Source organism: Pantoea sp. SGAir0418 (assembly GCF_043529865.1).
In genome coordinates this window covers 3857479-3878223 of record NZ_CP027911.1, presented here as the reverse complement: position 1 = coordinate 3878223, position 20745 = coordinate 3857479, and the positions used below count along the sequence as shown (strand labels likewise).

The window sequence follows — 20745 nt, the reverse complement described above, 5'->3', positions numbered from 1 at the left end:
GATGAGAGTGATGCGGTTCTGGCGTCAGTGGATGCTGTGTTTCATGGTGATATTTTTCAGTGCTCAGGCGGCCGCCGATGGCTGGAGCAGTTACAAAAGCCGCTTTATGAGCAGCGACGGCCGCATCAGCGATACGGCCAACAACAACGTCAGCCACACCGAAGGTCAGGGCTACGGCATGCTGCTGGCGGTGGCGTATAACGATCGCGCCACCTTTGATTTGCTGTGGCAGTGGACGCGTACCCATCTGCGCAATCCGCAGAATGACCTGTTCTACTGGCGCTATACGCCGGGCGCAGCCGATCCCATCGCCGATAAAAATGATGCTTCGGACGGGGATGTGCTGATCGCCTGGGCGCTGCAGCGCGCGGCGCAGAAGTGGGGCGGTGATTATCAGCAGGCGTCGGATCGCATTCAGCGCGCGGTCATCAAGCTAACGGTGATCGACTACGCCGGCCGCAAGGTGATGCTGCCGGGCGCGCAGGGCTTCAATAAAACCAGCTATGTGGTGCTTAACCCTTCCTATTTCCTGTTCGCCGCATGGCAGGAGTTTGCGCAGCACAGCCATCTGCGCGTGTGGAACACGCTGATTGATGATGGCCTTGCGCTGCTGGGCGACATGCAGTTTGGCAAAACCGGCCTGCCGCTGGACTGGGTGGCGCTGAACGCCGATGGCTCCGTCGCGCCGGCGGTCGGCTATTCCAACCGCTTCAGCTATGACGCGATTCGTATTCCGCTGAATATCTGGTGGTACGATCCGCAAAGCCTGCGGCTGGTGCCCTTCCAGCGCGTCTGGCAGGGCTACGCGCGCGACACCACGCCAGCGTGGTTTGATGTGCTGGCCAATACCCCGGCACCTTACAATATGGAAGGTGGCCTGACCGCGGTGCGCGACCTGACGCTCAACCAAACCGGCTACCTCAGCGACCGCTTAGCGCCGGAGCAAAACTATTTCTCCGCCAGCCTGCAACTGCTGACCTGGCTGGCTTATCAGGAGAAGCGATAGTCGAATGCTGCCTGCTCGAGGCGGGATTTATGCCGGTGCGTCTCAATGCGCACCCTGAAAAAAACACGCAACTATCTTGTAGGGTCGCCATTTATGGCGACCTTTTCATTCCCGTGTGCTTATTTAAAATCCGCATACGGTTCCAGTGGCTGTGGTGGCATATCCATATCGCCGTTCCAGCCGGCCATTGAATAGCGCACATACAGCAGCCCGTGGCTTGGGGTGTAATCTTTCGCCTGCTGAATGTCCATGGCCAAACCCAGCGACCAGTGCGGCGTGATGCGCCGTTCTATCAACGCCTGCACGGTATAGCCGAAACCGCGTCCGGAACTGCTGTCCGATGACGGATTGCTGGCCAGCGTAAAGCCTGGATTCACCGGGTAGCGCGCCTGAGCGTCGGTGGTTGACTGTGACCACGACACCGAACCGCCGAGTTCATACGACCAGTTTTCCGTGCGCTGACGCCAGGTCAGCGGCACCGCCAGCGAGAAGTAGCGCTGCGGGCTGTAATAGCCGCCCTGGCCAAAGGTGTAGTCGCTCAAATCTTTCTGATAGTGCCACAGCATACTGTTCAGGCCGATGGTGGCGCGCTGGTTGTCGCTATTGATCAGCTTGTAGTAATAGCCTGCCATTAGCCGTTCGCGGCTGTTGTCCGCCACGTTTTCACCGCTGATTTGATGGGCGCTGAGATCGGCCCACACCCCGTGCGCGCCGCCCCGATCGTAGCTCAGGCCGATGCCGCCGCCGGTCGCGACGACGCCGCCCCAGTTTTTGCCGCCGTTAGTGGCCGGATCGCGCGCGCCGGCGTAAGCCAGCAGCGAACTGGAGATCGGGCGACGTGAAGCGGTAAAAGTCACCCCGAGATCGTCGATGTCGGTTTTCCAGCTTACGCCGCCGACCCAGTTAGTGACGGTAAAACCGAGCGGCGTGGTGCCGATATCGGCTGACCAGCGATCGTTGTGCCAGCCGACGCCCAGCGCGGTGCCTTCGTCCCGCTGGGTGAAATCGCGCCGGCAGCCCCCGGCGTTGGCGTCGTTACAGCTGCCGAACTGTTCACTATGGCTGCCATCAGTGGTGGAAAATGTTCCGGCAGAAACCTGTACGTGATCAACGCGCACAAAGCTGCGGCCATCGGCCAGCGGGGTTTCCGCCTGCAGCATGGTGGTATGGGCGGTAAAGTCGGAGGTGCCTCCGTTGCCCTTATCGCGCGAGTAGTCCTGTTCCAGCGTCACGGTGGTGTCCTGCTGGCGATACAGGTCAGCGGCGTCGCTGCGGATGCTGCGCTTCAGCCAGTCGTCCTGGGCCTGCGTGCGCGTCAGCCGGGTATAGCGGGCGTTATCGTCTGGCAGCGCAGGTGTGATGCCGCTGGCGACCATGGCCGCGCGGTAATCCTGCTGTGCCAGCGCGGGCTGGCGCTGCTGTCTCTCCAGCCGCGCGGCATCACGCAGCACCAGCGCTTTTTCCTGTGACGGCGCGACAGCAGCGGCGCGGGTTTTCAGCGCGCTGAACAGCTGCTGCGCTTTGAGGAGATCGCCGCTGTTTTGCCAGGCGAGTGCCACGCGCCGGCCGCTGTTCAGGCTCTGCTGCGCCACGCTGTCCGGCAGGCTGTGCAGCGCTGCGCGCGCTTCGGTGGTGCGCTGCAGCGCCAGCAGCGCCTCGATGCGGCCGAGCGCGGCATCGTTGTTGCTGGCGTCCTGCTGCAGCACCTGCTGATAACCGGCCAGCGCTGTTGTGGCATCGCCCCGCTCCAGCGCCCAGTCGGCCAGCGTAATATCGCGGCGCGACGAGGCCGGCTGCTGTTGCAGCAAGCGGATGGCGGCGGCTTCATCACCGCGGGCGCGTAGCTCCCCGGCACGCCCGAACGCCTGGTTTTGCGCCAGGCGGTCCGCCAGTTCATGCATGTTGCTGTCCCAGCGGGCGGTGGGTAAACGGTGCAGCGTGGCCAGCGCGGCGGCATTGTCGTCGCCGGATGACTGCCACAGTGCCGTGGCATACAGCGCGGCTGGCTGCTGCGGCTGCTGGCGCACCATCGCGGCCATTACCGCCGCGCCTGCCTGGTTGTCACCGCTGCTGCGTAGCGCATTGGCCAGCCGCCAGGCCAGCCAGACATCATCCGGTCGCGCCTGAGCCGCCTCACGGTATTTCGCTACCGCCTGCGGCCATTGCTGCTGCTGCGCCAGCGTGTCTGCGTCGGCCAGCAGGCTCTCAATACGTAAATTGCTCAGGCGCTGCTGCGCCGTGCCGTTGCTGCGGTCAAGGCGCAGCGCCTGCTGCCAGTACTGCCGGGCTAACGCGCTGTTTTTGCGCGCCTGCGCCACATCACCGAGGCCGATGAACGCCCAGCTGTCATTACTGTCGATGGCCTGCGCGCTGCGGTACTGCCGTTCAGCGCCGGATAAATCCCCCTGCTTCAGCGCTGTGTCGCCGCTGTCGATGGCCAGCCAGTAACGATTGGTCTGTAACAGGGACTGCCACTTGCCGATTTGCGTGCTGGCCTGGCCCGCCTGAATCGCTTTCTGTAGCCAGCTGATGGCGGCGGCACGGTGACCGGCACGCGCCTGCGCCTGGCCCATGGCACCGAGCAGTTCGGCGTCGTCCGGATTGGCCTTCAGCGCCGCCTGTAATGCGCCGATTGCCGCTGCGCCGCCGCCAGCTTCGACCAGCGCCAGGCCGCGCATGCGCTGGCGGAAGGCCGGATCGGCCAGCATTTTTTGCTGACGCGCCAGCTCATCCGCTCCGCGCTGTTGCGCATCGCCGCTGGTGAACACCTGCAGATACTGCTGCAGGCTGGCAACGCTGCGCTCGCTTACCGGCTGGTTCTGGATCTGCTGCAGCCACAGTTCAGACGCGGCATCGCGGCCGCCGTCGCGGTTGGCCAGCTGACGCAGCTGGGTCACCGCCTGATCCGGCTGATTATTATCAAACGCCATGCGCGCCAGCTGTAGCTCGACGCCGATATTGCCCGGATAACGCTGCTCCAGCGCCTGCAACTGACGCCAGGCGAGCGGCTGCTGGCCCGGCAGGCGCGCCACCAGTCGCCAGTACTCCAGTTCGGTGTTTACATCGGGAAAGACGCCGTGAAACAGCGCATCCCACGCTACTTTGGCCTCCGACAGCCGTCCGGCGGTGGCCAGCAGCCGCGCCTGCTGCAGCTGCTGACGTCCTTCGGGGCTCATCAGGCGCAAACCTGCCGCAGATTCGCGTGTGGCGGCGTCATCCGGCGCAGCCTTTTGCAGCGCATCGAACAGTTGCTGCGCTTTGGCCTGATCGCCCTGACGCAGCGCCATACGAATGCGCGCCGCCAGCACCTGCGGGTTATCCGGATCGATTTTTTCCAGCCGGTACAGCGACTGCTGCACCAAATCGTATTTGTTGGTGGATTCGCCGGTACGAATCTGCATCAGCAGCCACGCTACCGGTGCCACCTGCGGACCGGGTGCGGCCGCCACGCTGCCGGCCAGCGCACTGGCGATCAGCAGCGCAAGCGGTAACTTATTCATCGTCATCCAGCTCAGCCAGGCGACGACGGCTCACCATGCGCATCAGGCGCCAGGCCATCAGGGCGAACAGGATCACCACCAGCACGGCACACACGGCCAGCCATACCGGATGGGTGGCCAGCAGATTCCACAGCCGCTCCCACCACGGCAGATGCCCGACAAAGTAGGTATCGCCCACGCGCACGCTGTTGACGCCGGACTCCCGGACGATGCTGACAGAACCGAACATCGCCGCGCGTTTGCCGCTGTCGCGCAGCGCTGCATTCAGCAAATCCCAGCCGCGCGGGCTGTCAGCCAGCAGCGCGACCACGCTGCGCTGATCGTGAAACGGCGACTGGAAGCCAACCAGAGCGCCGAGCGGACCGCGCGAACTGATGCCGGTCTGGCTTTCGGCGGTGCGCTCGCTGGCTGACAGTGGCACGTTGGGCGCGCTGCCCGGGCGCGATGGCATGTTGAGGGTGCTGCGCGTGCGATCCACCAGCAGATTGATCGCCGTCTCCGCCTGCAGATCCGGCGGAATGCTGCCGATCAGCAGCAGATCGGCATCGTGGTCTTTCGCGTTGCGCCAGTCATCGCTCATCTGCACGCGCAGTGCCGGATAGCCGGTTTGGGCGCCGATCGCCCCCAGCGCGTCAAGCAGCGTACTGACTTCGCCGCTCTCCGGTTTTGCCGGCACCAGCACCAGGGTTTGCGCCAGATCGGCGAAGCGGCTGAACGGGAAGCCAGCGCTGGCAAACGCGCCGAGCGAGGGCATTTCGATGTAGTGACGATAGCCGGAGAAATCGATGCTGGAGCGATCGTCGATCACCGCATGATGCGCGACGGGGGTGACGGTCTCACAGCGGCCATCGGCAGTGCCGCCGATAAAGGTATTGGCGTAGTCAAAATCAAAGCGCAGCTGGTTCACCACACCGAGACGCAGTGCCGGAATGGTCAGCTGACGGCTGTTGTCCTGCAGGCCCTGCATCAGCGGAATGCGCATCAGCTGCTGGCCCGCGCCATCTTTACTGGTCAGCGGATAATCCTGCATGAACTGGTTATTGAGATGCACCGCCAGCCGTGAGCCGTCCTGCTGCACCGGTGAGGTGTAGCGATAGATCAGGTCCATATCAATGCCGCGTGCGCGCACCAGGAACAGATCCGGCGGCAGGTTGAGCGTCAGGCTAATCGGGTTGGGTTGCAGGCCATCAGCCTGCAGCTGGTTCTGATACTGCGTCAGTTCACCAAAGGTGGTGCGGCGATCGGTGCGTACCCAGTTTGGCGCATCGTACGGCTGGCGCGGGGCCAGCAGTTTCACGCTGTCGATGGTGGCGCGCTCGCCGCGCAGCAGCAGTTCACCCTGCGCAATGCCCTCTACTGCGGTGATCAGATCGTTATCGTCGCGGCCGAGAATCAGCAGCATCTTCTGATAGGGATTGTCCGGCTGGCTGACCATTTCCACGGTGGGTTTGTCCACCGGCGGCAGCGTTTGCAGGAAGTCCGGCCGGCGATCGTTAGTGGCGAACACCACCGCATGCTGTCCTTCCGGCAGCTGGTTATACAGCACCGGGAAGGACTGGCCGCGCCACTGCGCCTGGCTACCGAACCACGAGGCCAGCAGGCCTGCCGCACGCTGTTGCTGCACATCCGGCTGGCCGCTGAAGACCATCGGCAGCTGCAGCGGCCGGTTGTCGCGCGCGTCAAAGAATGGCTCCGGGAAATGGGAGAGATCGTTTTTCAGCGGCAGCTTCTGCAGCGTCAGGTCCAGTTTGCTCGCTTTACCGATATCCAGCCAGATGGTGCTGTTGGCCGGATTTTCACACACGTTGGCGTAGTGGCCGACCAGTTCCAGGCGGATGCGGTTAAAATCGCTAATGTAGCGCGGGTCGATCGCCAGCTGCGTCTGGTTCTCTTTGCCGAGCTGATCGGCGGTGACGGTGACCAGTCCCACCAGTTCATCGTTGAGATACACCTTGAGCTGCGACTGCGTCGGCAGCAGCGCCGGCGAAGGCCGGTAGTTGAGCGTCAGCAGCGCGCGCGTGACCACTTCGTCGCTGCGCACGCCGAACTCAATCTGGCTGGTGGGGACGGTGCCGCGCAGCGTCATGCTACCCGGCGGCGGTGCCACCTGGGTAAACAGCAGCTGGCTATCGCGCAGCGGGGCGCTGGCATCGAGCGGTTGGTTCACGTCGGACAGCGGCGCAGAGGTTGCCGCAGGCGGTGCAGCAGGAAGCGCCGCCGGAAGTGCCGCCTGCGCCAGAGACGCCGTGCCCAGCAGCAGGGCGGTGAACCAACTCAGTTTTCTCGTCATGGTCATATCATCAGCTTAGGTAAAATCAGTGTTGAGCGTTGCCGGTCGCGGACGGACGTTGTGCGGCAACAGCGTTGCCAGCCAGTGCAGTCCGGCGGTCAGGCCACGGAACAGGCGGCGCAGCGGTGCCGGACCATACTCCGCCAGCCGCAAATAGCCTTTGAAGCCGAGCAGCATAATGTCCGCCAGGCTCTGCACCGGTTTATCCTCCGGAAAACCGTCCTGCCACAGCGCCCAGGTATCGGCGCGCGCAAAGGTGCACTGAATGAATTCGATGTGCTGGCGGGTGGAGAGCTGGTGCAGGCGGATACCCGCGCGGCGGCCAAATACGCGCTGTACCTGGCACGGGAAGCTGAACTCCTGCTGTCCGCGCCGCAGCAGCAGCGAGACGCTTTCGTTCTCGCGCAGTGCATCCGGCTCGCGCAGTTCGACGCCCACGCCGCCGTCAGAGTAGTCGCGCAGCGTGCACGGCAGCATATGACCATCGGCGCGTGCCAGCGCCGCCGGCATGGCGATCTCCACGCGGTGCGCTTCACGGATTTGACGCGCTTCCACCGACACCGCCACCGCGCCGCCGAGAATAATCATGTTGTAAACCACCCACACCAGACTGACCCAGATGGTGAGCAGCTCATTGGCCGGGCCGTGTGCCATGCGCCAGAAGCCCATGCCGATACCGGCAATGTTCAGCAGCACCAGCAGCATGTAGGGTTTGGTGATCACCCAGTCGAGATGACGCTCTTCTACCAGGCCCCCTTTGGCGGTCACATTGAATTTGCCTTTGTGCGGATTAAACAGCGCGACGGTGGTAGGGCGGGCGATGTACCAGGCGAGCACGGTTTCATACACCTCGCTCCAGAACGAGTGGCGCCAGCGCCCCTGGATGCGCGAGTTGGTCAGGCTGGTATGCACCATGTGCGGCAGCACGTAGATGGCGATGGCCAGCGCGGGCGCATAGATGATGTAGGCATGGCACAGCAGAAACGCCAGCGGCGCCAGCAGAAAGATCAGCCGGGGGATACCGGCAAGAAAGTGCAGCATGGCGTTGGCGTAACACAGCCGCTGTACCAGCTTCAGCCCTTTGCCAAACAGCGGATTATCGAGACGGAAGATCTGCACCATGCCGCGCGCCCAGCGGATGCGCTGGCCAATATGCGCTGACAGACTTTCGGTCGCCAGCCCGGCGGCCTGTGGAATGCGGATGTAGGCTGAGGTGTATCCACGGCGGTGCAGTCGCAGCGAGGTGTGCGCATCTTCGGTAACGGTCTCTACCGCGATGCCGCCAATCTCATCCAGCGCGCTGCGGCGCAGCACTGCGCAGGAGCCGCAGAAAAAGGCGGCATCCCAGGTATCGTTACCATCCTGCACCAGACCGTAAAACAGCGAGCCTTCATTCGGCGTCTGGCGGAAACGGCCGAGGTTGCGCTCAAACGGGTCTGGCGAGAAGAAGTGGTGCGGTGTCTGCAGCATGCCCAGCCGGTGATCTTTCAGGAACCAGCCCATGGTGAGCTGCAGGAATGAGCGCGTCGGCACGTGGTCGCAGTCAAAAATCGCCACGTATTCGCTGCGGCAGGTGGTTTTCAGCGCATGGTTGATGTTGCCGGCCTTGGCGTGTTCGTGGCTGGGGCGCACCACGTAATTGACGCCCACGCTGGCGGCAAACTCGCGAAACTCCTCGCGCGTGCCGTCATCAAGAATATAGATGTTGAGTTTATCCTGCGGCCAGTCGATGCCCAGCGCAGCATAGATGGTGGGTTTGACCACGCTGAGCGGCTCGTTGTAGGTCGGCACCAGAATATCGACGCTGGGCCAGCTGGCGATCTCCGGCGGCATAGAGACCGGCTGGCGGTTGAGCGGCCACAGCGTCTGGAAATAGCCCAGCACCAGTACCGTCCACGCGTAGGTTTCCGCGCCAATCAGCAGCAGGCCAAACGTCAGGCTGAGCGGATCGTCCCAGTTAAGGGTTTCCGTATAGCGCCACCACAGATAGCGGCAGGAGATGGTGAGCGACAGCACGATCAGCATGATGGTCACCAGCCGGCCCGGCATACGGCGCACCAGCATGGCCAGCGCCCACAGCAGCAGCACAAACACAAACTGGGTGGTGATATCAAACGGCTGCGAGATGCACAGCAGCGCCAGCAGACTGGCGGCGATCGCCACCACGATGAACAGCAACTGACGCACGCGCCGTGGCAGACGCTGCAGCCAGCGTTCGCTGCGCTGCGGCACGCCACTGTGCTCCAGCCGCGCCGGCAGCTGCGCCAGCCATTGATACAGCTGCTGGCGCCAGCGGAACAGCGAGCCAAAGGCGTTAAAACGTTTACGCTCGCTGCGCGCGCTGCCGTCCAGCGGCAGCATGATAAGCAGCCACAGGCTCTGGAGTGCATAGCGCACAATATCGAGCGAACGCGGGCGCAGCGGAGAGATATGCGGGAAGTAGCGCTGACGCTGCTGCAGCACGCGCCGCCACGCCGGCGTTTCCAGCCGCAGCAGCGACCAGGCGAGCACGCACCACAGAAGATGCAGCGCGACCGTTAACCGCCCGGCACCGTGCTGACGCGCCAGGTGCGCGCGCTGCTGCAATGCCTGCGAGGCCTGCGGCACCAGCAGCCAGCGCAGCGCATTCATGCGCCACCTCCGGCAACATGCAGCAGCAGCCAGTTGGCCAGCGTATTGATCTCTTCACTGGCCAGCGCATGCGGACGCCAGGCGCCCACTGGCTGTTTCATCATCAGCGCTTCTGCCAGCGCTTCATCGCGATGAATCACCTGTGGAATCAGTTTCTTAAGCGAGCGCAGCCACAGCTGATGCAGATCCTGCTGCAGCTGGCTATTGGCGTTGAACTGGTTAATCAGAAACAGCGTCTGCGGCGAAAAGTGCGCGCGGTGCAGGCGCAGCTGGCAGTTGGCATCCAGCGTTAACAGCTGAAGCAGCCGATCGGCGGCCGGGATGAAAGCCTGCTGCCACGGCAGCAGATCCGCCGGAAGGTCGAAAATAATCCACTGATAGCGCTGTTTCAGGGCCGGCAAAGCCTTAAGCAGCGGTTGTGCAATTTCGGCTGTCGCTGCGTTTAAGGATAAGGTCTGCTGATGCGTGAGCGTGCCAGACGGCAGGAAATCCAGCCCCGGCTGATAGCGCAGCGCGCTGTGCTGCCACGGCTGGTTATCCAGCTGCGCACGCAGCCAGCCGTGCGGCGTGTCGAGCGGCAGATTAAAGTGGGCCGCCAGTTGGTTGGCTGGCGAAAGGTCGATAAGCAGCACCGACTGCTGCAGCGCGTTTAGCGCCCAGCCCAGCGCGGCACTGAGTGCCGTCGCGCCGCACCCGCCGCGCAGCCCCTGTAAGGCGAGAACCGGCATTAGCGTGGTGACTCCGGTCCCTGCGTGCATTCCTGCAACAACGGCCAGCGCGACAGCAATTGTTGCAGACGCGCTTCACGGGCAATATCAATATAGCGAAACGCCTTCAGTGAAAAGGCGTCACTCAGGGCGTTAATATCATCCTGATCTTCGCTGCCGACAGCGATCAGTGAAAAAGCATTTTCAGTTTTCATTACTTTTTTGCCACCAAAGAAACGACAACGGATAAAGAGGGGTGATATTTTTCTTGTCGCGTATAAAACCGCAGCCAGCGATTTCTGACCCGGCAAAGTCAAACAGTCTGGCGCGTGCGCAGCTTTTTTTATTTCAGCAGTTCCAATCGTTGCCGTCTATATTAAACTAGCCTGGATTGTACAGATCGCGACGCTAATATGAAAAATCTTTATACGCTTGGCCTGCAGCAGGTACAACAGGAATTAATCGCCCTGCAGTCGCCGGGATTTTACTGGATAACCTGCCAGCGGCCCGAAGACGCACGAACGCTGTTACGTCAGGTGGTTAGCCAGCAAAAGGCGGCCACGCTGGTGAGCGCGGATGAACCCCCGCAGGCGCTGTTAACGCCCGATCCGCCCGGCGGTCCGGCACGTATTCCCTTATTTTCGCTGCCTGCCAATAAAGCCAGCCTGCAACATCTGGCCAGCGATATGGCGCGCGTAATGAATAAACGTAGCGGTCTGGTCATGTTTTATAGTCAGGCGGCGCTGTGGAACAAATTATCCCCGGATGAACTGACCGTGTGGATAAAAGGCTTGCGCCGGGTTCTGTTAAAAAAACAAATGACGCTGCTAATGATCACCTGCGGAACCGCAATTATTCCCCTGCGAAATCATCTGCAGCGTTATTTTCGTCAGCTTGATGGTGTCGCCCATTTAGAATTTCAGCAGGATAGCTGGCAATATCGAATTAACTGGTGGTATTCCGCCGATAAATTGCTGGCCGACCGCGCTATCCGCCTGAACTGTATTGATAATCAGTTTATTGCGCAGGCTGAAGCCGCCGCGTCGCAGCCGCTGAGCCTCAATGATGAAAACCAGTTTCTGGCCCAGCAGGATGTGCTGGAAGGGGCGCCGCCGCTTTCTGCGCAGTGGCAACTGTTCAGCGATAACGAGAGCGTGTATGCGCGCGGGCAGCAGGCTAACGCCGCCACGGTCATCTTTAGCCTGGCCCACAATCAGGATGTGCCGACTCTGGCGAGCATGGTCCATGGTTTGCGGCGATCGCGCGGCAACGCGCTGAAAATCGTGGTGCGGGAACTCGGTACCAGCCTGCGCTACAGTGATGAACGTTTGCTGCTGGCGTGCGGCGTTAACAGCATTGTCCCAACGGCGGCGCCGCTGTCGCGCTTGCTGACCGCGCTGGAAGGCGTGCAGGGCCAGCAGTTTACCCGCCACGTGCCGGCCGATCTGCCGGCGCTGGTGCAGGCGCTACAGCCGCTGCAGCAGAAAGGCTATTTGCCGCTGGAGCGTTTCTGTGCGGCGGTACAGCAGTTGATGAACAATACGCTGCTGCCGGAAAACGACAAAGGGCTGATGGTGGCGCTGCGCCCGGTGCCGCAGCTGTCGCCGCCGCAGGTGCTGACGCTGTGTAAACCACGTCGTTTTGGCGACCTGGTGACGCTGGTTGACGATCGGCTCTATTTATTCCTCTCTTCCTGCCGCTTTAACGACCTGGACATTGCCCTGAAATCGATATTTTCCCTGCCGCACGACGAGCTGTTCAGCAACCGCATGGTGTGGTTTGCCGACAATCAGATTTTGTCGGAGGTGAATAAAGTGCGGCAGCTGACGCCGGTGGCGCAGTTCGAACCGCTCAGGGTACCGGCCGCTGCGCAACCAGCCGCGCCGGCAGCGGCCGCGCCGCGCAGCCCTCAGACGCCGCAGCCAATCATCATCGACCTCGGGGAGCCGCACGTATGACGCTGATGGATGGTGTGCAGGTGGCGATCCTGCTGTTACTGATTTTGCTGTTCCTGAAATCGCTGTGGCGACGCTGGCTGCCGCAGCGCAGCACCAGCCTGCTGATGCGCCTGTTACCTGCCCGCGCCCTCAAATCGGAAGGGCAGTGGCAACGCCAATCGACCAAAACGGATAAACATGGATAACACACCTTCGACGCTGCACGCGGCGCGCTGGCGCGGCCTCGGCGGCTGGAACTTTTACTTTCTGATCAAATTTGGTCTGTTGTGGTACGGCTATCTCAACTTCCATGCACTGAGTAATCTGGTGTTTCTGGCGTGGCTGCTGTTTCCGCTGCCGTCAGCGCGGCTGTATCGTCTGCGCCAGTGGGTTTCGCTGCCGATTGGCTTCGCGCTGTTCTGGCACGATACCTGGCTGCCGGGTCTGAACTCGCTGCTCAGCCAGGGAAGCCAGGTGGCGGGATTCTCGCCGGCCTATCTGCTGGATTTGCTGCAGCGCTTTATTAACTGGGAGATGATCGGCGCGGCCTTTGTGCTGCTGGTGATTTACCTGTTCGTGGCGCAGTGGATTCGCGTCACCGTGCTGGTGTCGCTGGCGCTGATCTGGCTGAACGTGCTGACGCTCGCCGGCCCGGCGGTCAGCCTGCTGCCCAGCAAAGCCGCCGCACCGCCGGTGGCGCTGAACGACAAACCGGCCGCCAGCTCGGCCGCGGCGGGACTCGATCAAAGCGCACCGCCCACCAGCGCCAACCTCACCGCGTGGCTGAATCGCTTTTACGACAGCGAACGCCAGCGCGTCACGCACTTCCCGGATGCGCTGCCCGCCGATTCCCAGCCGTTCGATATTCTGGTGATCAACATCTGTTCGCTGGCGTGGTCGGACATTGATGTGGCGCAGCTGCGCGACCATCCGCTGTGGAAGCACTTTGATATCGTGCTGAACAACTACAACTCTGCCACCGGCTACAGCGGTCCGGCCGGTATTCGCCTGCTGCGTGCCAGCTGCGGCCAGACCTCACACAGTAACCTGTATAAAGCCACCGACCAGCGCTGCTATCTGTTTGATAATCTGGCGAAGCTTGGCTTTAAGCAGCAGCTGATGATGGACCATACCGGCGTGTTCGGTAACTACCTGAAAGAGCTGCGCGAGGACGGCAACATGCAGGCGCCGCTGATGTCGCAGGCCGGGATTGCGCCAGAGCTGACGTCTTTTGATGGTTCGCCGGTGTACAACGACGGGCAGCTGATGCAGCGCTGGCTTGATGACCGCAGCAAAAGCAGCGATGCGCGCAGCGCCACCTTCTACAACCTGATTCCGCTGCACGACGGTACGCGCGAGCTGGGCAGCACCCGTACCGCCGAGTGGCAGCCGCGCGCACGGGTGCTGTTCGACCAGCTCGATACCTTCCTGACCAATCTGGAGAAGTCGGGACGCCGGGTGATGGTGCTGGTGGTGCCGGAACACGGTGCGGCACTGCAGGGGGATAAAATGCAGATGTCCGGGCTGCGCGACATTCCGAGCCCGGGCATCACCCACGTGCCGGTTGGCATTAAATTTGTGGGCATGAAAGCGCCGCATCAGGGCCAGCCGCTGACCATCGATACGCCTGTCAGCCTGCTGGCGATTTCCGAGCTGGTGTCGCGGGTGGTGGACGGTCAGGTGTTTAACGCACCGAACGTCAACATGTCGGTGCTGGCGGATAACCTGCCGCAGACGCCGGTGGTGTCGGAAAATGATAACGCCGTGGTGATGATGTATCAGGGCAAACCGTGGATTCGCCTTAACGGCGGCGACTGGGTAGCCTATCCGCAGTAAAACCTGAGCGGCAAACGGTGCGGGCTGGCGCGCACCGTTTTGTCTCTGCGCCGCTAATGGCTGACAAAATGCTGAAACCGCGCGCAAAGCGGGGCAGTTGCGTGATTTTCGCCTTTATCCCGGCGCAAAAAAATGCTGACCTGGGATATACTTGCTGCGCATTCCGGCAACTGTCACGGCCCCCGGCGGCCAGGAGAGGTTTTGTTGCGCGTCAGTCGTTCGTTAACGATAAAGCAGATGGCCACCGTGTCCGCCGTGGCGCTGGTCACTATCTGTATTTTTATCGTCATCCAGTTATTCCATTTTGTGCAGCAGCGCAGGGTGGATTACGCCCAGCAGATGGAGAACGTCGCGCATACCGTGCGTCAGCCGCTGTCCGAAGCGGTGCTCAAAGCCGATATCCCGCAGGCCGAACGCATTCTGAATACCCTTAAGCCGGCGGGCATTCTGTCGCGCGCCGATGTGGTGCTGCCGAACGCCTTCCAGGCGCTGCACGCCGACTTCGCGCCGGAGAAGCCGGTGCCGCGCTTTGTCGCCCGGCTGTTCGAACTGCCGGTGCAGATTACGCTGCCGCTCTATTCGGTCGAGCGCAGCGGGCTGCCGAAGCCGATTGCCTATCTGGTGCTGCAGGCTGATTCGTCGCGCGTTTATCAGTTCCTGCTCAGCACGCTGTCCACCATGATCACCACCTATCTGCTGCTGGCGCTGATTCTGTCCGTGGCGATCAGCTGGTGTATCAACCGGCTGATCGTGCATCCGCTGCGTAATATTTCGCGTGAGCTGCAGGAGCTGCCGCCGCCCGCCATTCTCACTCATAAGCTGGCGCTGCCGCACAATCATCGCGACGATGAGATCGGCATGCTGATTCGCAGCTACAACCGCAATCAGCAGGTGCTGGAGTCGATTCACGATGAGATGAGCCGGCTGACCACCCATTTCGCGGTGACCGATTTACCCAACCGCGCGCTGTTTCTGGCGCTGCTTGATCAGCACATCCGCCATCGCCACAGCCAGCAGCCGTGGGGGCTGATGGTGATCCGCATCGAAACCCTGCAGGAAGCCAATGGCGTCCTGAGCGATGAGCAGCGCGATACGCTGATGCTGACGCTGGTGGAAAAAATCCGCAGTACCATTGATGACCATACGCTGCTGGCACAGACCGGACCGAGTGACTTTGCGCTACTGATGAAGCGCGCGCACAACCCGTTTCGCGCCATGCGGCTGGCGCGCAACCTGATGCTACGCATCAACCAGCCGGTGAACCTGTATCAGCTGCAGCTGCGCCCTAACGCCAGCATTGGCCTGGCGCTGCACGATGACAACACCGTGTCCGCAGGCGAACAGCTGGCGCGCGCCACGTCGGCGATGATGTCGGCGCGCCATCAGGGTAAAAACCAGATTCTGTTCTTTGACCCGGCGCTGACCGAGCGGGCGCAGAAGCGCTTAACCCAGGAGCACGACATCCTGCAGGGCCTGCAGGATGGCCAGTTTGCGCTCTATCTGCAGCCGCAAATCAATATGGCCACCGGCGAGCTGGCCGGCGCAGAAGCGCTGCTGCGCATGCGAATGCCGGACGGCAGCTATGGTTTATCTGAAGAGTTCATCGCCAGTGCCGAAGAGATTGGCGTCATCTCCGCGCTCGGCCGCTGGGTATTTGAAGAGGCGTGCCGCATTATCGCTGGCTGGCAGCGCCACGGCATCAATCTTCCGCTTAGCGTGAATATCTCCGCAGTACAGCTGCGCGATGCCAGCGTGGTGAGCCACCTGCAGGGGCTGCTGGAGCGCCATCGCATTGCGCCGGGTAACTTCGTGCTGGAGATCACCGAAACCGCGCAGATTGGCGATGCTGAACAGGCGATGGCGCTGCTGCGCTCGCTGCAGCAAACCGGGGTGGCGGTCGCGCTGGATGATTTCGGCATGGGCTACTCCAACCTCAACTACCTGCATCAGTTCAAAGCGCTGCCGGTTAATAAGCTAAAAATGGATCGCAGTTTTGTCGCCGCGCTGCCGGATGATGACACCATGGTGCGCATCGTGGCGGCGATTGCCGATATCATCCACCTCGACGTGATAGCCGAAGGCGTCGAAACTGCCGAGCAGCGCGACTGGCTGCTGGCGCGCGGAATTACCATTGGGCAGGGCTACTTATATGCTGAAGCCCTGCCGTTATCGGTGTTTAACCAGCGCTGGCTGGCCAGCTCGTCACCGTCTGAATAATCACCTTATTTATTGATTTTCCTTGCAGAATTGCACCGTTATGGGGTGCTGAAGCGTTTCAGTTCATAGTTAGAGTTTTGTAACTTTTGTAAGGAATGTAAGGGTATACTAATCCTGTTAACAGAGTGTTATTTTCCTCGCCATCGGTAAGGTCATACGCTTCCAGGCGGCTTGCCGCATGCGTTTCTCCATAACAATGGCGGTGAATGCCGTCTATACCTGGACACCTGTTATGAAACTGTTCAAAAGCCTCTACTTTCAGGTACTGGTTGCCATCGGCATCGGCGTCCTGTTAGGCCACTACTACCCTGAGTTAGGCGCGCAAATGAAGCCGCTTGGCGATGGCTTCGTTAAGCTGATCAAGATGATCATCGCCCCCGTGATTTTCTGTACGGTGGTGACCGGTATTGCCGGCATGGAGAGCATGAAAGCAGTTGGACGGACCGGCGCAGTAGCGCTGCTCTATTTCGAAATTGTCAGCACCATCGCGCTGATTATCGGTCTGGTGGTGGTCAACGTGATCCAGCCGGGCGCGGGAATGAACGTCGATCCGGCGACGCTGGATGCCAAAGCGGTTGCGGTCTACGCGCAGCAGGCTGAGCAGCAGGGCGTGATAGCCTTCCTGCTGGACGTGATCCCGAACAGCGTGGTCGGTGCCTTCGCCAGCGGTAACATCCTGCAGGTGCTGCTGTTCGCTATCCTGTTCGGCTTTGCGCTGCATCGCCTCGGTAACGCCGGCACCGTGATGTTCAACGTCATCGAGAGCTTCTCGAAGGTGATTTTTGGCGTGATCAACATGATCATGCGTCTGGCGCCGATTGGTGCGTTCGGCGCCATGGCGTTCACCATCGGTAAATATGGCGTCGGATCGCTGGTGCAGCTCGGTCAGCTGATTATCTGCTTCTACATCACCTGCGTACTGTTCGTGGTGATTGTGCTGGGGATTATTGCCCGCTGGGCCGGCTTCAACATCTTTAAGTTTGTTGCCTACATCAAAGAAGAGCTGCTGATTGTACTGGGTACATCTTCTTCCGAGTCGGCGCTGCCGCGCATGCTGGATAAGATGGAGAAGCTGGGCTGTAAGAAATCGGTGGTCGGGCTGGTGATTCCAACTGGCTACTCGTTCAACCTCGATGGCACGTCGATTTACCTGACCATGGCGGCGGTGTTTATCGCTCAGGCGACCAACGCCCACATGGATGTCTTCCACCAGATCACGCTGTTAGTGGTGCTGCTGCTCTCCTCCAAAGGCGCGGCAGGGGTGACCGGCAGTGGCTTTATCGTGCTGGCGGCAACGCTGTCGGCGGTGGGACATCTGCCGGTGGCCGGTCTGGCGCTGATTCTCGGGATTGACCGCTTCATGTCGGAAGCCCGTGCGCTCACCAACCTGGTGGGTAACGGTGTGGCAACTGTGGTGGTGGCGAAGTGGGTCGGCCAGCTCGATGAAGCGCAGATGAAAGCGACGCTTTCTTCAGCGAAAAAGGTCAATAACGCTTCACAGACCAGCGCGTAATCCTCTATTTGCGTTAATTTGTCGTGAAATGCCCGCTGTCGCTTGCCCTGACAGCGGGCATTTGCATAATAACCCCATTGATTTTTTTCCCGATTTTTTTCCTCGTCGCGCGACATCCTGGCCTTCCTGTGGTCAAAGAGTCTGTCGTTGAATAAACGTGGCGGCAGCCTGCCGCCGTGGTTCGCTGAAAAGCGGCCGCCTATGGCGCGCACGAGCGTTTATCTGTTTGAGTAGGGGTTCACATGCAGGGCACCAGAATTCGGCTTTTGGTTGGCGGATGGCTGCTTGCGGCATCTGGCTTCGGCGTCCACGCCGAAACACTTCAGCCTGATCCCGCCTGGCAGGAAGGCAAACTGGACAATGGTTTCAGCTGGCAGCTGCTGACCACACCACAACGTCCGAGCGATCGCATCGAGCTGCGCCTGATAGTTAATACCGGTTCGCTGGTGGAAAGCGCCCAGCAAACCGGGTTCAGCCATCTTTTACCGCGTCTGGCGATGGTACATAACACCGCGCTGGATACCAATCAGCAGCGCGCACTGTGGCAACAGGCGATGGATCCACAGCGACCGCTGCCGCCGGCCATCTCGTCTTATGATTTCACTCAATACAATCTCAGCCTGCCGAACAACCGGCCGGAGCTGCTGAAAGAGGCGCTCAGCTGGCTGGCGGCCACCGCCGGTAAAATGACCATCAATGAGCAGGTGGTGTCGACCGCGCTGACCGCCACCGATCCCATCGCGACCTGGCCGCCCAATACGCAGGATGTGTGGTGGCGCTATCGCCTGAAAGGGTCGACCATGCTGGCGCATGATCCGGGCGAACAGCCGCGCGCGCCGGTGGATATCGCGCAGCTTAATGCCTTTTACCAGCAGTGGTACACGCCGGACGGCATGACGCTGTACGTGGTGGGCAACGTGGATAGCCGCAGCATGGCGGAGCAGATCAACAAAGCGTTCTCGCCACTGCAAGGCAAACGGGTGGCGCCCGCGGCGCTGCCCACGCTGTCGCCGCTGCCGCATCAGCCAATCAACCTGGTTAACGGCGGCATGATGCAGGATCGCCTGTCGCTGGTGTGGGATACGCCATGGCAGCCGATCCGCGACTCGCAGAATCTGCAGCGCTACTGGCAGAGCGATCTGGCGCGCGAAGCGCTGTTTTGGCACGTCCAGCGCGCGCTGGCCGACAGCAAAGCGCAAAACGTGCAGGTTGGTTTCGACTGTCGCGTGCTGTATCAGCGTGCGCAGTGCGCCATAAACATGGATTCGCCTAACGCGTCGCTGGCGCAGAACCTGAACCAGGTGGCGCGTGAGCTGGCCACCGTGCGTGACAAAGGTCTGCCGCAGGAGGAGTTTGATGCGCTGATGGCGCAAAAGCTGCTGGAACTGAACAAACTGTTTGCTACCTACGCGCGCACCGACACCGATATTCTGATGGGGCAACGTCTGCGCTCGCAGCAGAATTCCGTGGTGGATATCGCGCCGGAGCAGTACCAGAAACTGCGTCAGGCGTTTCTCAGTGAGTTAACGCGCGACCAGCTCAACCAGGAGCTGCGCCAGCAGTTAACGCAGGAGCTCACCATGGTGCTGATTCAGCCGCAGGGTGAGCCCGAAACCAACGTCAGGATGCTGCAGGACAGCTGGGACAAGGTGATGAAGGTTCCGGATGCGCCTGCCGCCGCTGCTACCCCGGACGAAGCTAAACCCGAAAATAATGGCAGCGCGAGCGCGACCGATCCGGCTCAACCCTCGTCATAACACAGGGCGCATGAGTCCCCGCAAGTAAGGTGCGCTGCAGCAAGGCGGCACGAGTGTTCATCCTCAGGAGCTTACGTAAGCGAACGGGATGAACGCGCGCCGCCAGCGGCGCTGCGGTTCAACGTAGCAGGGGCATCAGGTCTTTGCGCGCAGCCATTCGGTCACCAGCATCGGCCAGCTGGCCAGCGGCAGATCCGCCACGCCACGAATCCCAAAGCCGTGGCCGCCTTTCTGATAAAAGTGAATTTCCGCCGGCACCTTGTGCTCACGCAGGGCACTAAAAAACACCATGCTGTTATTAACGGAAACCGTCTCATCGTCAGCGGCGTGGATCAGCAGCGTCGGCGGCGTCTGGCCGTGCACGCGCGTCTCCAGCGAATAAGCATCAATGCTTTTCTGATCCGGCCACGCGCCCAGCAGGCGGGTGCGTGAACTTTCATGCGCCAGACCGTCGCGCATGCTGATGACCGGATAGAGCAGCACCATCGCATCAGGCCGCGGTGACAGGCTGTCGGCCTGATCCTGCAATGGATAGATTTTTTCGCCAAAACGGGTGCCGAGGCTGGCGGCCACGTGCCCGCCAGCGGAAAAGCCCATCATCACGATGTACTTTCCGTTCAGGCCGCGCTGTGAGCGCTCGCGCAGCACGCGCACCGCACGCTGGGCATCGGCCAGCGGCGCATCCGGCCCTTCATGATGGCCGTCGTACGGCAGGCGATAAGTCATTACCGCCAGCGTGTAGCCCATCGAGGTGAAAAAGGTGGCGAGGGCGCTGCCTTCGCGGTCGATCAGTACGCGCTGATACCCGCCGCCCGGTGCCACCAGCAGGGTGATACCGTTTGAGGTTTCCGGATGCCAGATCGCCATCTCCGGGCAGCGCACGCCGGTGGCGGCGCGGTCGTAAGGTTCGAACTCTCTGGCCAAATCGACGATCTGCGGCTGAGCGCGCGAGTCACTCGCGCCTGGCGCGTCGCCGTGCGGCCAGATATTGATAATTTCTGTGTGCATAAATCTGTCCTGAGCGAGTCATGTTGTCGTTATTGTGTTCGCGGTCGACCTGACAGCTTCCTGCTGTGGTTGATTAAAACATGGTCTTTTTTCGCGCGATCGTCCAGCCGAAAACCGCCGGCGTCGCCAGTTTCGGACTATGCCTGGCGGTCGGGTTTATCGTCGTAATGCATTGAATTTAAATCAGTCTGATTAGCGGCATTTAAGTGGTGAGCGTCAGGCAGAGAGGCGGCTGGATGGCGTGCGTCATTAGTAAAAATTGCCCGGTGAATCTGTGTCATTAAGCCAAATTTTCGCGGTGATATTTTTCAGCGTAATAATCAATTTGCCGTCAGGGCAGAGG

General features: G+C 61.0%; 13 protein-coding genes. 7 read left to right on the top strand and 6 right to left on the bottom strand.

All coding sequences use genetic code 11. From position 1 onward, the window contains the following. Position 1 precedes the first annotated feature (1 nt). Positions 2-1006 carry a glycosyl hydrolase family 8 gene (locus C1N84_RS18045; protein WP_031279620.1) on the top strand — a complete coding sequence of 335 codons (1005 nt, stop codon included), beginning with the start codon at positions 2-4 and terminating at the stop codon, positions 1004-1006. Positions 1007-1125: 119 nt separating this feature from the next. Here C1N84_RS18045 and bcsC read toward each other — a convergent pair whose 3' ends face one another. The 5 genes from bcsC to bcsR are packed head-to-tail and all read right to left on the bottom strand — an operon-like array spanning position 1126 to position 10349. Then, positions 1126-4506 (bottom strand): cellulose synthase complex outer membrane protein BcsC, encoded by a 3381-nt coding sequence (gene bcsC, locus C1N84_RS18040; RefSeq protein WP_264441797.1) that lies wholly within the window; start codon positions 4504-4506, stop codon positions 1126-1128. Further along, a complete protein-coding gene (bcsB, locus tag C1N84_RS18035; protein ID WP_394541686.1) occupies positions 4499-6796 on the bottom strand; it encodes a cellulose biosynthesis cyclic di-GMP-binding regulatory protein BcsB in 2298 nt (765 codons plus the stop codon). The genes bcsC and bcsB overlap by 8 nt, the downstream gene beginning before the upstream one ends. A 15-nt stretch (positions 6797-6811) precedes the next feature. Then, complete coding sequence (gene bcsA, locus C1N84_RS18030) at positions 6812-9427, bottom strand: UDP-forming cellulose synthase catalytic subunit (RefSeq protein ID WP_264441795.1); 2616 nt, start codon at positions 9425-9427, stop codon at positions 6812-6814. Then, on the bottom strand, positions 9424-10155 hold the full coding sequence (bcsQ, locus tag C1N84_RS18025; RefSeq protein WP_264441794.1) for a cellulose biosynthesis protein BcsQ: 732 nt from the start codon (positions 10153-10155) through the stop codon (positions 9424-9426). The genes bcsA and bcsQ overlap by 4 nt, the downstream gene beginning before the upstream one ends. Next, entirely contained in the window at positions 10155-10349 is a 195-nt protein-coding gene (gene bcsR, locus C1N84_RS18020) for a cellulose biosynthesis protein BcsR (RefSeq protein WP_021507005.1), read from the bottom strand. Before bcsR ends, bcsQ begins: the two co-directional genes overlap by 1 nt. Before the next feature lie 198 nt (positions 10350-10547). Here bcsR and bcsE point away from each other — a divergent pair, with 198 nt between their 5' ends. The 6 genes from bcsE to C1N84_RS17990 all read left to right on the top strand — a co-directional run bounded on the left by bcsE (position 10548) and on the right by C1N84_RS17990 (position 19394). Next, positions 10548-12092 (top strand): cellulose biosynthesis protein BcsE, encoded by a 1545-nt coding sequence (gene bcsE / locus C1N84_RS18015; RefSeq protein WP_211727036.1) that lies wholly within the window; start codon positions 10548-10550, stop codon positions 12090-12092. Continuing rightward, positions 12089-12277 carry a cellulose biosynthesis protein BcsF gene (gene bcsF / locus C1N84_RS18010; protein ID WP_010617915.1) on the top strand — a complete coding sequence of 63 codons (189 nt, stop codon included), beginning with the start codon at positions 12089-12091 and terminating at the stop codon, positions 12275-12277. Before bcsE ends, bcsF begins: the two co-directional genes overlap by 4 nt. After that, positions 12270-13907, top strand: a complete 1638-nt coding sequence (bcsG, locus tag C1N84_RS18005; RefSeq protein ID WP_264441793.1) for a cellulose biosynthesis protein BcsG — start codon at positions 12270-12272, stop codon at positions 13905-13907. The genes bcsF and bcsG overlap by 8 nt, the downstream gene beginning before the upstream one ends. A gap of 204 nt (positions 13908-14111) precedes the next feature. Further along, positions 14112-16124, top strand: coding sequence for a biofilm formation regulator HmsP (hmsP, locus tag C1N84_RS18000; protein WP_021507002.1), 2013 nt, complete (start codon positions 14112-14114; stop codon positions 16122-16124). Positions 16125-16356: 232 nt separating this feature from the next. Next, the gene (locus C1N84_RS17995; protein ID WP_031279619.1) at positions 16357-17637 is read left to right on the top strand and encodes a dicarboxylate/amino acid:cation symporter; all 1281 of its coding nucleotides are present in this window, start codon (positions 16357-16359) and stop codon (positions 17635-17637) included. 242 nt (positions 17638-17879) lie between these two features. After that, complete coding sequence (locus C1N84_RS17990; protein WP_058771050.1) at positions 17880-19394, top strand: M16 family metallopeptidase; 1515 nt, start codon at positions 17880-17882, stop codon at positions 19392-19394. A gap of 135 nt (positions 19395-19529) precedes the next feature. Here the strand turns inward: C1N84_RS17990 and C1N84_RS17985 are convergent, their stop codons facing one another. Beyond that, positions 19530-20402, bottom strand: a complete 873-nt coding sequence (locus tag C1N84_RS17985; protein ID WP_058758092.1) for an alpha/beta hydrolase — start codon at positions 20400-20402, stop codon at positions 19530-19532. Between the last annotated feature and the right edge of the window lie 343 nt (positions 20403-20745).

Coding starts and splice junctions, on each gene's coding strand:
- C1N84_RS18045 (WP_031279620.1), top strand. CDS start 2: ATGAGAGTGATGCGGTTCTGGCGTCAGTGGATGCTGTGTTTCATGGTG.
- bcsC (WP_264441797.1), bottom strand. CDS start 4,506: ATGAATAAGTTACCGCTTGCGCTGCTGATCGCCAGTGCGCTGGCCGGC.
- bcsB (WP_394541686.1), bottom strand. CDS start 6,796: ATGACGAGAAAACTGAGTTGGTTCACCGCCCTGCTGCTGGGCACGGCG.
- bcsA (WP_264441795.1), bottom strand. CDS start 9,427: ATGAATGCGCTGCGCTGGCTGCTGGTGCCGCAGGCCTCGCAGGCATTG.
- bcsQ (WP_264441794.1), bottom strand. CDS start 10,155: ATGCCGGTTCTCGCCTTACAGGGGCTGCGCGGCGGGTGCGGCGCGACG.
- bcsR (WP_021507005.1), bottom strand. CDS start 10,349: ATGAAAACTGAAAATGCTTTTTCACTGATCGCTGTCGGCAGCGAAGAT.
- bcsE (WP_211727036.1), top strand. CDS start 10,548: ATGAAAAATCTTTATACGCTTGGCCTGCAGCAGGTACAACAGGAATTA.
- bcsF (WP_010617915.1), top strand. CDS start 12,089: ATGACGCTGATGGATGGTGTGCAGGTGGCGATCCTGCTGTTACTGATT.
- bcsG (WP_264441793.1), top strand. CDS start 12,270: ATGGATAACACACCTTCGACGCTGCACGCGGCGCGCTGGCGCGGCCTC.
- C1N84_RS17995 (WP_031279619.1), top strand. CDS start 16,357: ATGAAACTGTTCAAAAGCCTCTACTTTCAGGTACTGGTTGCCATCGGC.
- C1N84_RS17990 (WP_058771050.1), top strand. CDS start 17,880: ATGCAGGGCACCAGAATTCGGCTTTTGGTTGGCGGATGGCTGCTTGCG.
- C1N84_RS17985 (WP_058758092.1), bottom strand. CDS start 20,402: ATGCACACAGAAATTATCAATATCTGGCCGCACGGCGACGCGCCAGGC.